Origin of the sequence: Thermolongibacillus altinsuensis (assembly GCF_004341205.1) — a bacterium.
GTDB classification, from domain to species: domain Bacteria; phylum Bacillota; class Bacilli; order Bacillales; family Anoxybacillaceae; genus Thermolongibacillus; species Thermolongibacillus altinsuensis.
Genome location: NZ_SLUL01000002.1, coordinates 203,040 through 216,322, shown reverse-complemented (window position 1 = coordinate 216,322; position 13,283 = coordinate 203,040). Strand labels below are relative to the sequence as shown.

The 13,283-nt window shown below is 45.7% G+C and carries 12 protein-coding genes; 1 reads left to right on the top strand and 11 read right to left on the bottom strand.

Annotated elements, in window-relative coordinates:
• Positions 1-22: 22 nt before the first annotated feature.
• Positions 23-439: a YwpF-like family protein gene (locus EDD69_RS02700; RefSeq protein ID WP_132947408.1), complete on the top strand. Its 417-nt coding sequence runs from the start codon at positions 23-25 to the stop codon at positions 437-439.
• A gap of 4 nt (positions 440-443) precedes the next feature.
• Here the strand turns inward: EDD69_RS02700 and EDD69_RS02695 are convergent, their stop codons facing one another.
• The 11 genes from EDD69_RS02695 to EDD69_RS02645 form a co-directional block, all read right to left on the bottom strand.
• Positions 444-971: a class D sortase gene (locus EDD69_RS02695; RefSeq protein ID WP_132947475.1), complete on the bottom strand. Its 528-nt coding sequence runs from the start codon at positions 969-971 to the stop codon at positions 444-446.
• A gap of 15 nt (positions 972-986) precedes the next feature.
• Positions 987-1,934, bottom strand: coding sequence for a processed acidic surface protein (locus tag EDD69_RS02690; RefSeq protein WP_132947407.1), 948 nt, complete (start codon positions 1,932-1,934; stop codon positions 987-989).
• A 106-nt stretch (positions 1,935-2,040) separates the two neighbouring features.
• A complete protein-coding gene (locus EDD69_RS02685) occupies positions 2,041-3,387 on the bottom strand; it encodes an aspartate kinase (RefSeq protein WP_132947406.1) in 1,347 nt (448 codons plus the stop codon).
• Positions 3,388-3,438: 51 nt separating this feature from the next.
• Entirely contained in the window at positions 3,439-3,867 is a 429-nt protein-coding gene (locus EDD69_RS02680; protein ID WP_132947405.1) for a DUF1284 domain-containing protein, read from the bottom strand.
• 95 nt (positions 3,868-3,962) lie between these two features.
• Positions 3,963-4,433 (bottom strand): competence protein ComK, encoded by a 471-nt coding sequence (locus EDD69_RS02675; protein ID WP_243643022.1) that lies wholly within the window; start codon positions 4,431-4,433, stop codon positions 3,963-3,965.
• A 102-nt stretch (positions 4,434-4,535) separates the two neighbouring features.
• A complete protein-coding gene (locus EDD69_RS02670) occupies positions 4,536-6,644 on the bottom strand; it encodes a methyl-accepting chemotaxis protein (protein ID WP_132947404.1) in 2,109 nt (702 codons plus the stop codon).
• A gap of 110 nt (positions 6,645-6,754) precedes the next feature.
• Entirely contained in the window at positions 6,755-7,831 is a 1,077-nt protein-coding gene (csaB, locus tag EDD69_RS02665) for a polysaccharide pyruvyl transferase CsaB (RefSeq protein WP_132947473.1), read from the bottom strand.
• The gene (locus tag EDD69_RS02660; protein ID WP_243643021.1) at positions 7,831-9,702 is read right to left on the bottom strand and encodes a DUF5693 family protein; all 1,872 of its coding nucleotides are present in this window, start codon (positions 9,700-9,702) and stop codon (positions 7,831-7,833) included. Before EDD69_RS02660 ends, csaB begins: the two co-directional genes overlap by 1 nt.
• A 17-nt stretch (positions 9,703-9,719) precedes the next feature.
• Positions 9,720-11,261, bottom strand: coding sequence for a putative polysaccharide biosynthesis protein (locus EDD69_RS02655; protein WP_132947402.1), 1,542 nt, complete (start codon positions 11,259-11,261; stop codon positions 9,720-9,722).
• Positions 11,258-11,995, bottom strand: a complete 738-nt coding sequence (locus tag EDD69_RS02650) for a WecB/TagA/CpsF family glycosyltransferase (RefSeq protein ID WP_132947401.1) — start codon at positions 11,993-11,995, stop codon at positions 11,258-11,260. Before EDD69_RS02650 ends, EDD69_RS02655 begins: the two co-directional genes overlap by 4 nt.
• 187 nt (positions 11,996-12,182) lie before the next feature.
• Complete coding sequence (locus tag EDD69_RS02645; protein ID WP_165871707.1) at positions 12,183-13,142, bottom strand: polysaccharide deacetylase family protein; 960 nt, start codon at positions 13,140-13,142, stop codon at positions 12,183-12,185.
• Between the last annotated feature and the right edge of the window lie 141 nt (positions 13,143-13,283).

Below are 13,283 nucleotides of genomic sequence, written 5' to 3'. Positions count from 1 at the left end.
AATGTGAGCCGAGGTGAATCCTTTGAAAACGTTTAAACTCGTCGGGCTGGCGCTCATCAACCAAGAAAAAAAACGAGAAGACATTCCACTAATCGATGGCTTAATTATCAACAAAGAAGATGGAAAAAATCGCTGGTTAGTCGAAGCGTACATCGACCGCTCCTATCTCGATCGATTTTCAACTTTTCAGAAAAACGGGCAAGAAATTCAGCTACAAGTCGTTATTTCCAACAAAAGCAACGACCCTGCCCGCATGATCGCGACCGTTCGCTCGATTACCGTCATGGATGAGCGAATTAGCGTGCTGATCGATGCGTTGCTTCTTCGCAATCGAACGAACCTTGCCGAAATCATCCTTGAAGATTTGGTTGAACGCGGATTCCAGGGCGAAACGTTATTAAAAGAGTTTAAACATCAACTCCAAGCAATAAGAGGCTGATTCATCAGCCTCTTATTAATTCTGCCACAAGCACGTAACGCTTCGGCGCGTTGCCGATAAAATGAAACGGATAGCATGTCGTCACGGTTAACGTCGCACGCGGCTTTGGCACGATGACCGTTCGATCATCCGCATCGACAATACGCACGTTGCGCACTTGATACGTAAACGTGTCTGTAGCTGTCGCAACGATCAGCACATCATCGACACCTACTTTTCCCAACTGTTGAAAAACCGTATCACGATGCCCTGATAAAACGACGTTGTTTCGCTCACCGGGAAGGGCGCTCCGCACATCATGCCCAACCCCTTTTTTTAGCTGTTCTTCCTCCGTCCCATGAAAAATGGGAAGGGCGAGATTCAACTTCGGAATCAGAAGCGTCCCGATCGGTTCACCGATCGCAGCCGTTCGCTTCGGCTTTGGCAACTGGTCATGCTGATCAAGCGGAACCGCGGCTGAATATCCTTGCCACCATGCCGACGCATTCGTGATGAAAAGAAGAGCGCCAGCCGCGATGAAGAAAACCGCCATGAACCGTCTCCGCACTTACATTCCCCTCGCCATTCGCATTCGATATAAAACAATGCCGAGCATGACAAACAACAAGCCAATGAGCGCCCCCATTCCGTAGGAGGAAGCCGTGTTGGGCATGCGCGCATAAAGCATTCCTTTCTCCATATCCAACGCCATTTTCCCCACGTGTGCCAACTGTTCGCTCGCATCAAACACGATGCTCGATGTCATCACTTCATTTGGTACATACAAATCAGCAACCAGTTCCTGTTTTTGATCATATAATTCAATCGCGAGATCTTGCCCTCCTAACGTTGAGAGAGCTTTTAGCTGCTCGTAGGAAATCGGCGTACTCCCTTGATCGTTGACGAGGTAAAAACGCGCATTCACGTCATAAATGGTTAAAAAATCGTTCCAAAGGGACCATAGCTGCTTCTTGTCTTCTTCTGTTAATGCTGTTACATCATTGCGTAACAGAAACGATTCTAAGCGAGCATCGATGCGTTCAAGCTGTTCCATGATGTCCGTTTGCTGAAAAGACGCTGCCCGATCAAACAACTTACGAATCTCCGTTTCCGTCATACCGACCGTAGACAATAAATCGCTCATCGCCTGCATCGTTTCATAACGATCCAGATAAAAAGATAAAGCAAAATCTAAATCCTCGATAAAGGTATAGTCTTGAACCGTCTCTCCAAACTGTCCAAGCAACGCTTCCACTTCTTCCCGATCCATCTTGTAACGTTGAAACACCGACTCAAGCCGTTCGGGAGTAATCGGGGTGCCAAGCTGTTTTTGCAGCGCTTCCAGCGACGAAAAATCGCTCACCTGTTTTCCCCATTTCGCTAAATGACGCTGCAAATCTTCCATCGTCCAACCAATTTCCGTTAAATAGTGGCGCAACCTCTCATCTGAAATCTCCGCCTGCACAGGATTAGTTCCAAGCATATACACCAACGCCGCCAATAATAACACTCTCATCTTTTATTTCCTCCATCATACATAAGTGGATGCAATGGTTATTTTCTGATTAAATTCCAATTTTTATACAAAAAAAGCGGACTTTCTTATTCGAAAGCCCACTTTTTTAAAAGTATACTTCATATAACGCCCGAACGGCCCGTTCGACCGCATCCGCTTTGACACCAAACATCATGCTGACTTCGGAAGATCCTTGGTTGATCATTTCGATGTTGATATTGGCGCGCGCAAACGCAGCCGTTGCTTTTGCCGCAATTCCGACGCTTCGTTCCATTCCTTCGCCAACGACCATGATCAGCGCTAAATCGCGTTCAATGGAAACCTCATCGACTTGCAGCTCTTTTTCGATGCGTTCTAATACGCGGCGCTCGACATCGCCTGCGAGCTGCTCTTCGCGCAAAATGACGGACATGTTGTCAATTCCTGACGGCGTATGTTCATAGGAAATGCCTTCATCTTCTAAAATTTGCAAGAGGCGGCGGCCGAAGCCAATCTCGCGGTTCATCAAATATTTGCTGATGTTGATGCTGCAAAAGCCTGTATCGCTCGCGATGCCCGCCACTGGCTGATGGCGATGATCGCGCGTCGCAACAATAAACGTGCCCGGTGCGTCTGGATTGTTCGTATTTTTGACGCAAACCGGAATTCCCAGCTTATAGACAGGCTGCAACGCTTCGTCATGGAAAACAGAAAAACCTGCATACGACAGCTCGCGCATTTCGCGATACGTCAGTTCTCGCAACTGGCACGGATTTTCTACAATCGAAGGATTGACACAATAAATGGAATCGACATCCGTAAAGTTTTCATATAAGGTTGCGTGCACTCCCGCGGCGATAATCGAACCGGTAATGTCGGAGCCGCCGCGCGGGAACGTCACGACATGACCAGAAAGCGAATAGCCAAAAAAGCCTGGAATGACTAAAATTCCGCTTCGTTCTTTTAATTTGGCAATCTGCTCATACGATTGCGGCAAAATTTGCGCATTTCCCGGCTCATCCGTAACGAAAATTCCCGCGTCTTTCGGATTGACATAATGCGCTTCATGCCCGAGATGACGCAAATAATGAGCCATCAATTTCGCGTTGTTATCCTCGCCGCTTGCTTTCAGCGCATCCATCAACCGCTCTGGCTGATCAGCATATGTATCAATGATTTGCTGAAGGTTTGAGGAGATCACGTCTAAAATATCACGCGGCAATCCAAGGTCGGTGACGATTTCATCATAACGAGCGACGACTTGCGCTAACACCCCTTCATACACATCTTCTTCAATCACTTTTTTCGCCAGCAAAATAAGTAAATCTGTCATTTTCGTATCTTCTTTAAATCGCTTTCCCGGTGCGGAAACGACAACAAATTTCCGCTCTGGATCAGCTGTAACGATGTTTGCGACTTTGCGAAACTGTTCTGCATTCGCGACCGAACTTCCCCCGAATTTTGCTACTTTCATCCTCGATAACCCTTTCTTTTAATCTATGATTTTTTCTATAATAGCACAATTTTACGAATCATTGTCAGAAAAATTTTTTAACTTGGCGATTCCTTCTTTGCAAACGCCGTAAGAAAGCCATGAGCATCCTTGACAGAGGATGTCTAAGTCTTGCGGTTGAACGCTTTTGACCGTCCGCTCGATCAGCTCTGATTTCATGTAAATGCCGTTTTCCTTAAGCCCTAAATGCTGAAGGACACGGCGATCCATTGAAAGGACATGATCGTTCGATTCTTCATCTGCTTCACACGTTTCTTTTCCGTGATGCGGGCACGCGAAGCAAGCATCATCGAGCGCGGCGATGACACGAATCGGAAAATCTTTGCGCGCATCGCGAATATCGGCGACAATCTCCTTCATTTTCGCGACGAACGCTTCGCTATACCCCATGCCGCGAAAGCCGTGAACACACAACAAATGATGACCGCGCAACGTACGCATAAAGGTCCTTCTTTCCTATGAAATTTACAAAAAAGCATTTGCTTTTACGCAAATGCTTTTTCGCAATATTATACATAATTTTTAATTATTATGCATCATGTTAATCGTTGTTCTAAAATAAGAAAAAGCATCGCCGTTTTGTACATTTTTGATTCGATCGTTCCTTTTTGAACATCGACAATAATTTCTTTTTTGTTTTTTAAAATGACTTTTGCTTTCTTTTTCTGAAAAGATTGCACTTGATGGATATGGGATTGTGCAAACCAGATGCAGCTTTCGTTATCTGGAGAGCATGTCGGGAAGAAATATAAACGGAGCGCTTCACAAACCGAGACAGGCACCATTTGCCGAATGCCAAGAATGTGCTTTGCCGCTTCCACTTTCCCCTCGTATGTACTCCCATAATAACGGCAACTATGTTGGATAATTTCTTTAGGCGATTTCTCGACAAAGTACGTGTTATACAGCTCATAGACCGTTGTGCAAAGCTTTCCAACCTCATTATACTTCGGAACTAATGCAGCTGTTTCGCCAATCACCACATATTCATCGAGTCGTTCCACCACCCCAGCCCCCTCCTTTCAACCGAATCGATGTTTTTATTATACTAAAAATTCTAACAATTAACAATATTGATCAAAAAAAGATCTCGAACCATGTCGAGATCTTTAAACTGTGAATCGCTTTCCTTTTTCAGCCAAATGTTGCGCTTGATCGTTGAGCGATTGCACACTTGCCGCAATTTCCTGAACAGCCGAAAGCAATTGTTCATGCGCCGCCGCAGCCGTTTGCGTCTGTCGCTCCGCCTCTTCCGCAATCGCTTCCGTTTCTTTCATCGTCGTTGCCAGTTCATCAAACGCCGTCGTCATCACGGCGATTTTTGCCGCTACCTCATTCATTTGCATCGTCACATCGTTCGTAGCATGACGAATGCGGGCAAACGTTTCGTCCGTGTCATTCGCAAGCGCCACTCCTTTTTCCGCTTCATGCAGCACGCGTTCCATCGCCGTCACCGATTGCGCCGTATCCGTTTGCACCTCTTGAAGCAACTCGCGAATTTGTTGCGCCGAAACCGATGATTGTTCCGCCAGCTTGCGCACCTCATCGGCAACAACCGCAAATCCCCTGCCATGCTCTCCCGCTCGCGCCGCTTCAATGGCCGCATTTAACGCAAGCAAGTTGGTTTGCTCCGCAATGGCCGTAATCATTTTTGCCATCTGCTCAATATCATTCGAGCGCTGATGAAGCGCTTGAATCCATTTGCTTGACTGAACGACAAGTTCATTCATTGTCTTCATTTGTTGAATCATCTCTTCCATCGACGTTGCCCCTTTTGTCGCCTCATCCGTCATTACCTCGGCCGCATCGGTTACTTGCTGCGCCCGCGTTAAAATGTAGTTCGTATCCGCCGCAAGCGAGCGAACCGCTTCCGCATTTTGTTTCGCTCCATCCCGCTGTTTGCTTGCTCCCGCTGCCACCTCTTCCATCGTCGCCGCCATTTGTTCCATCGCCTGTGTAGCTTCTTCGGTAATGGATGTCAATTCATCAGCGGAAGCCGATACATCACCGATCAGCTTTTGATTGGCGGAAATGATGGATCCAAAAGAAGCAATCAACGTATTGAACGATTTCGCAATATGGGCAAATTCATCGTTGGAGGTGATACTCATTTGCACCGTTAAATTTCCATTCGCGGCTTCGTTCGTCACTCGTTCGGTTTCAACGATTTGTTCGCGCACCGATACATAAAAAGCGACGAATAAATAAATGACAAGGGCGGACACCAAACTAATCCCGGTGATCATCAACCATTTTTCCGCTAAAATGGACGCATGCGTTTGGCTGATGCGTTCATTCAATAGATCTCTCGAAAATGCGGCTAGCTTATGCAGCTGCTCGTGTGCGCCGTTCGTTTTTTCGTACAGCTGTTTCGGTGTGATCACGATCGTCCCTGCCTGCAAAAACTCGCGCTGAAGCGTACTTGCGATTCCCATCATGTCCGTTGTCGCAATATCTTGATATTGTTGAATTTTGTCGCGCAGCGATTTTTGCTCAAGAAAAAGAGGAGCCGTTGCGCGGCTGAGCGCCTGAATGGACGTATCGAGCGCATTCGTCCAATACGTTAACTGCGCGCGTTGAATGTCATACAGTTGTTTGCTTTGCGTCAAATCAGACGCAAACGCTTGTGTCTCCCCAATCGTTTCGGTCACATTCGGAATTCGTTCAACCACAAGCTGCGCTAAATAATGGTTATCGATGTCGTCATCGAGCGCCAAATTGGAACGATCGGCCAGCGTCGTCAACATTTTTGATACATTGTAAATGATTTCATGATGCCGTCTAATCGTTTCACTTACGGTAAACGTTGACCACTCTTTCTCGATTTCTTGCCAATCATCAAGAACACTTTTCCACTGTTTGTCAATACCAAAATATTCTTTATATTCAGCATGGATGCGCTCCACGTTTTTGAACGATTGTTGAACCATTTTTTGCGCTTCTTCAACATTCCCTTTCACGGAAGAGTCACCTGCTAAATATACGATCGTGTATTCTCGATGCTTTTGCAATCCATACATTAAATCCAGCAAACCATCCGTATACGCTAAACCGTTTTTTTCTTTTTCAACAAAATTTTCTTTTTCGGAAAGCATGCGTACATAAAACAGGCCGATCGTCGCTAAAGCCACGATAAAAATACTTAACAATAAAACGAACTTTTTGCTGAAAGGAAGCCGGTCTAACAGCTTCTTCCCCCATCGAAAAAACCCCTTCAAACCGAACACGCTCCTTACGAAAACAAGATGTATGTATTGTTTTCTATTTTATCAGATTATTTTGCAAAATTATAGAAAAAAAATAAGATTTAGGCCGCCAGACCTAAATCTTATTTTTTAAAAAGAGCAATCGCTTCAGCAGCTGTTTCACGCGCGGTCTCCTTTAGCGGACGGACCGCATCCATCAGCTGCGCTTGATACTGTTCATGTTGTTCGACGCGCTTTCTTACCTCATCGAAAAGGGCAAGCCCATCCCACTTTTCATCTTCCACATGTGCAAACACAAGCTGCTGCGCTTGCTTCGCAAACGCATCAATTTTTGGATCATACGAAAGGGCAATAAACGGCGTGTTCGTAATGCTTGCAAAAATGAGCGAGTGAAGACGCATGCCGACCAGAACCGTTGCTTGAGCGATGATCGCAATTTTTTCTTCAATCGATGCATCATAAGGGGCAATCCATGCTTTCTTCTCCATCATCGCGGCCACTTGTTTCGACGTTTCCTCGTCATGTTTTCCATGCATCGGCACAAACACGACTTCGTAGCCTTCTTCCACGCAGCGATCAAGCGCAAGCGCAATTTTTCTTTTAAAGTCGTGTTCACAAGGCCATTCGCGCACGGAAACGGCAACGACCGGCTTTTGAAACGACTGGCTCGACCACCACTCGCTTTGCAAAGAAGTAACGGAAAGGCCCATCACCGGATCCGGAACCACTTTAATCGTTTTGTCAACGTTCAGCGACTCCAACAATTGCTTAGACTCCTCATCGCGCACCGTGATGAGATCCACTTTATTCATCGTGTTTTTCACAAGCCATTTATTTTGGATTTGTTCAACCGGCCCGATTCCTTGCGCATACACCATCACAGGCTTTCCTAATCGCTTCGCCAACTGCATGACCCCTGTATAATACGGGATGCTGCGCCAGCCTGTTTTATCTTGAAGCAAACTCCCTCCGCCGCTAATGAGCCCGTCGCTTTCGCGAAGCGCACGAATGATTTCTTTTAGGCTCCAACGGTTGACGGCCTCAACGCCGTACGCTTTCTTTGTAAACGTTGGGTCGTTCGATAGAACCACAATGTCAATATCCGGTTGTTGTTGACGCAACGCTTGAATGATCGAATATAAAATCGCTTCATCTCCAACGTTATGAAAGCCGTAATATCCTGATATGACGAGACGCATCACGCCATCCCTCTTTTCTTTAAGAAGATGCGATACATGCCGATCATGATGCTGCCAATGATGGCGCCTAATATTAAGCTATACAACGTACGGATGAACGAAACGTACAACGGAATATGAAGATGCGTGAATGTGTTGACAATCGACAACCAGCCAATGACCCCAATCACCAATAAGAAGGAAGCCTTTTTCATGTTTTCTTTTAGCAAATATAAAGCGAATACGTAAACCGGAAATCCAAGTAAAAACTCTTTCGTTCGCGGACGGACGTATAACCATTCTTCAAGCTTTTGTCTAAAGGCTAACTCCAATGGCGACGCTGCCCCGACGTTTCCGGTTCTGCTAATGTAGTATAAAAAGACGGCTCCTCCGACCGCAAAGACGAGAAGATGCCAATATTTCACCGGCTCCCGCAATTGCTTTTTCGCAAAAGCGAGCGGATTTTTTGAAATATACGGCCACAGCACATAGGCTGCCACAAAGAGAATCGGGACGACATAAACAAGCTTGACCCCGCGAAATCCTTCCCCGATGTAAGCCAAATACTCGTTGCCATATAGAAGCGAGACAATCCACCAAATGCCGACAAACGAAATTCCGATGCTGCGCATGTACGTCCATACAATATCTTTCGTCCGGCGAATAGGAGAAGAAGGAATGGCCGCATAAACAGGCGTTAACACTCCAACCCCCAGCGCCAGCAATTGCTCAAATAGCGAAATGGAAGTGAACATGGAAAGCACACCGAGCACGAAGCTGCCGGCAAACGCCGCATAAGCAACCAAACGCGGCAATAATTGCGCCGTTGCGAGAAAGAGGAACAACGAAGCGCCGAGCACGACCATCGCTTTTGTCGCCAATGATTGGTGAATCGGTGCAAATGGGTGCGATGCTCCTGCCTCATAATGCGAAGGCATCTGTTTCACGATATTTTCGATCACGTTCACAGCCATATTGATTCTTTTATCTGGAGCCTTCGATGAATCCATTCGCAAGAAAATGGCGCGAATGTTGCGTTCCTTTACGGCCCGTATCGCTACGTCCACCGCTTCAGCAGGATCTCTTCTTTCCAGATTGAGACTATGCAAGCGAACGACTTGCGCATCCATCGCCTTCGCTACGGTTACAAATCCTTTCATATTCGTAAACTCAATGGACAATAGCGCATACCCTGCCTCTTTCCAACGCTCGCCCCACTTTTGCAATTCGTTTGGAAAGCCAGCGATCTCTTCCCCTGTCGGCAATAGCTTATTAACACGTTCTCCTTTTAACGACGTAATTTGTTCAAGCACAAACTCATTCGTTTCCGTCATATAACGAGCATCCGGAAGGCGCAAAACAACTTGAAACCCTTGATCCGTTAAACGATCAATCACTTGTTCGTTGTAACCTAATGGAATATCGTTTAACTTTCTTGGATTTCCTTCTACAAAATAGTACGTTCGTTTTCCGATTTTCATCGTGCTTAGCTGCTCGCCAAAAACTTGTTCGAGCGCTTGGCGCACAGGAAAGCTCGTGTCATGAATATAAATGAACAATCCTTCACTCGGAAGATCCGGCATCGAAAACGATTCGTCGGCAATGATTAAACTTTTTAAAAGTTCATCCCTTTCGAACGTAAATACCACGCCCGCTTTTTCTAACGAATGCAATGTTTCTGCCTCAATGCTGATCGAAGTAAGCCCGGCTTTTTTCAATCGAGCGAGAAGCTCGTCTTCTTCCGCAGATGATTGCACTGCCTCTTGAATTTGGTCATAAGGCATCATGATTTCATACGAACGATTCTTCCACTCGGCTTCATGGCGGGAATAAATCGCTGACGCCGTCCATACGAGCGTGATGGCGATTGCAAGCCAAATCCACTTTTTCATCTTTGGCCATCCTTTCCTCATAATTTTTTACGAACCATCGACCGGAACTTGTCCATGTTGACAGCGCCGAGCCATAACGCTAAGCCAACATATACGCCTGCACCGATCAACGTTGCTGCTGCTACATACATCAATGAAGCGAAACGCCCCCATTGTTGAGCGTGCACGAAGGCAAGCGGACATGCGATGACAAGGGCCATCACTGTCGCGCAAAAGGCAAGAGTCGCTACGGATCGCATGCGCAAAGAAAAGAATACGCTTTTTCGAATCGAGTAAGTGTTTAATATGAATAAGAGCGCATAAACAAGCAGCGTCGAAATCGCCGCTCCCATAATGCCGTATAAAGAAACAAGTAAAACGTTCATCGCAAACTTCACAGCGCATCCCACTAAAATAAACGCGGCTGCCTTTTTGGACTCATTCATTCCTTGCAAAATGCCGGTGCTTAATAGCGCAAGCGAGGTGAATCCAGAGCTAAACAACACAATCGCCATCACGACGCTTCCTTCCGCATTTGTAAACAACGCAATATTGATCGGCACCGTGAGCGCCGCCGCGCCGAAAGCAATCGGCCAAGAAATAAAATGATTCCATTCATACGACTGTTCAATCACTTCGCGCGCGCTCTGTTCATCGTGATTCGCTAAATGTTTGCTTAAAAGCGGAATCAGCGGCAGCACGATCGACGATGAAAAGACCGTAGCAATTTGAACGAGCGATGTTCCTCGGCTGTACAACCCGAACAAATAGTTGACATTTTCCCCATCGCCCCACTTCAATGCAAGCGGCACGGAGACGGAATCGACTAAGTTAAAAAGAGCCATGGATAACGCGCCGATCGCAATCGGAATGGAAATGGACAAAATGGTTTTGCCCGTCTCCCAAAACGTTTGAAGGCGGTAGTCGGTTTTGCTCTTCTCCTTTTTGACAAAGCGAACGTATAAAAAGCGTAAATAAACAAGAGAAGCCAACGCGCCGAGCGGCGAGCCGAGCATCACTCCACCTGCAATGAGATCATCCGCATAGTGATGGCCGACCATATAATAAGCGATCGCTAAAATCAAGACGACGCGCACAAACTGTTCAATGACTTGTGAAACGGCAGTCGGGCGCATATCCTCATATCCTTGGAAAAAGCCGCGATAGACAGCCATATAAGGAGAAATGAGCAACGTCGTCGACACGATCATGATCGACAAGCGCGTTTGCTCTCCCCCTAACCATTCAGCAATGGGACGAGCGGCGCCAAATAAAACCACGAAGCTTAAAAAGCCAAACGATAACGCCAGCAAGCTAGCCGTTCGGAAAATGCGCTCAATTTCTTCCGCATTGTTTTGCGCTCTCGCTTCCGAAATCAGTTTGGAAATGGCGATGGGAATCCCCGCCACAGACAAAATGAGCGCGACCATGTAGAGAGGATAAACAAGGCTAAAAATGCCTAGCACCGCATCCCCGGCGATATTTTGCAACGGAATGCGAAAAATGCTTCCTAACACTTTCGACACAAACGTTGCAATCGTTAAAATAAATGTCCCTTTAATAAATGTTTGGTTTTTCATTTTCCTTTCGCAACCTTCTCTCTCCATACCTTCAACACGAATTTTGGCAGCGCCATCATTCTTTTTGCTCTCGATGGCTGCTGCAGCAAGCGGTAAAGCCACTCTAAATGAAGACGAATCCATGCTTCCGGCGCTCGCTTCAACGCTCCGGCTAAAACGTCAAAGCTTCCTCCTACTCCCATGAACACGCCTTTTTGCACATGCGGCATATGCTCAGCAATCCATTTTTCCTGCCGCCCCATTCCTAATGCGACAAAAATGAAATCCGGCTGTTTTTCTTTAATTTCGTCGATAATCGTCGAATCTTCCCATTGAAAATAACCGTTGCGCGCTCCGACAAGATCGACATTCGGATATTGCTTGCGAATGCGGCGAACCGCTTCTTGCAACACTTCTTCCTTCGCCCCGAGCAAATACACTTTATATGCGTGTTGATTCGAGAGCTCGAGGAAACGAATCATCATATCGTATCCTGCTACCCGTTCAGGCAGTGGTTTTTTTAACCATTGAGCCGCTTTGACGATGCCGATTCCATCCGCCGTCACGTAATCGGCATGTCGAATGATCTCCATATATTCTTTTTCTTGATTCGCTTTCATCACAATCTCAGGATTTGCTGTCACAATAAAACACTTTTCTTCTTTTTTCACGTGCTCGTGAACGATTTCGACCATTTCGTTCATCGTTGCACAAACAAAAGGAACTCCTAATATTTCGACACGATCTTCTAACATGCTGAACGCTCCTTTTTTTGAGACTCACAACCTTAATCATATCATAGGAAAAAAGGGCAATAAATAAGAAAAACCGAAAACGGCCCTTGGCGAGTGACAAATTTCGGTGCATTTCGACAGAAAAGCGAAACGAAGATGCTAGTTTGAGGCTGGACATCGAGGACGCTTAAAAAAGATGTCCTCCTCTTTATACGCCCTTTCTGAATGAGTAAAAAATGGAATGGCGCATCCGTTCCAGCCGTTTATACTTTTCAATTTTTCGAATCAGTTTGTCGCCTGTATCCGTATTGTCAACATTGATTCTCTTCAATAAAAAAGGACCGTCTCCGATCGCATTGGCCCCCGGTTTCGTCGTTAACGAAAGTTGAAATCCCGCTTTTTTCACGAGCTGTTCCGAATGTTTGCTAAAGCTGCCAAACGGATAACAAAAAGAAATCACCTTGTTTCCGAGCTTTTGCTCAATGACCGCTTTCGAACGAAGCAAATCGTTTAAAACTCTTCGTTCATACTGTTCTTTTGTTTCCATTTTTCCGTTCATCCATATGGGAGCTGCGATCAATCCTTTTTTCGTTACACCCTTTCGATGCATCGCAAACGTATGGCTTTGAAAGTCAATGAAGCCTGAACGATACATCGCTTTGACCTCCGCCCATGTTAATCGCGGAAGGGGGTGATCGTTTTTTCGCTTGTCTAAAATATCGCCAACCACTAAATAAATGGTTGCTTTCATTTTTAGCGAGGCTAAAATCGGGAAAGCATATTGATAGTTACTGTAGTATCCATCATCGATCGTAATTAATACCGGCTTTTTTGGAAGACGTTTTTTTCCTTTCATAAACCCGATTAAATCACGTTCTGTAATCGTTTCATACCCGTTTTCCTTTAATGCTTTCATCTGTTCATAAAAGCGATACGGATGAACGACTGTCGATGCTTTGACATTTTTTGAAAAATGATGATACATCAAAACCGGAACAAACGCTGAGTTGTCCAATCCCGATATCGTTTCATATGCCAAAGGACGAAATAAGCGATGAAGGGAATGATCGTTTATCTGCTCGGCATAAACAGGCACATGCTCGATTCTCCAAAACAGAAACAGAAAGAAAGGGACAATAATGAGACAAACTCCTCTCATTTTTATCATCCCAATCCCTCCGAGTAAATAGCTTAATTTATTTCTTTCTCTCATTCAATTGATTTTTCCAAAAAAGAAGAGGATATCCAAAAGGACATCCTCTCGTCTTATGATTGTAAAGATTTTGTTTGCTATTTCTTCTTTTTTGAA

Coding starts and splice junctions, on each gene's coding strand:
- EDD69_RS02660 (WP_243643021.1), bottom strand. CDS start 9,702: ATGAAAAAGTGGATTTGGCTTGCAATCGCCATCACGCTCGTATGGACG.
- EDD69_RS02685 (WP_132947406.1), bottom strand. CDS start 3,387: ATGAAAGTAGCAAAATTCGGGGGAAGTTCGGTCGCGAATGCAGAACAG.
- csaB (WP_132947473.1), bottom strand. CDS start 7,831: ATGCGTCTCGTCATATCAGGATATTACGGCTTTCATAACGTTGGAGAT.
- EDD69_RS02690 (WP_132947407.1), bottom strand. CDS start 1,934: ATGAGAGTGTTATTATTGGCGGCGTTGGTGTATATGCTTGGAACTAAT.
- EDD69_RS02680 (WP_132947405.1), bottom strand. CDS start 3,867: ATGCGTACGTTGCGCGGTCATCATTTGTTGTGTGTTCACGGCTTTCGC.
- EDD69_RS02695 (WP_132947475.1), bottom strand. CDS start 971: ATGGCGGTTTTCTTCATCGCGGCTGGCGCTCTTCTTTTCATCACGAAT.
- EDD69_RS02650 (WP_132947401.1), bottom strand. CDS start 11,995: ATGTTAGAAGATCGTGTCGAAATATTAGGAGTTCCTTTTGTTTGTGCA.
- EDD69_RS02655 (WP_132947402.1), bottom strand. CDS start 11,261: ATGAAAAACCAAACATTTATTAAAGGGACATTTATTTTAACGATTGCA.
- EDD69_RS02645 (WP_165871707.1), bottom strand. CDS start 13,142: ATGATAAAAATGAGAGGAGTTTGTCTCATTATTGTCCCTTTCTTTCTG.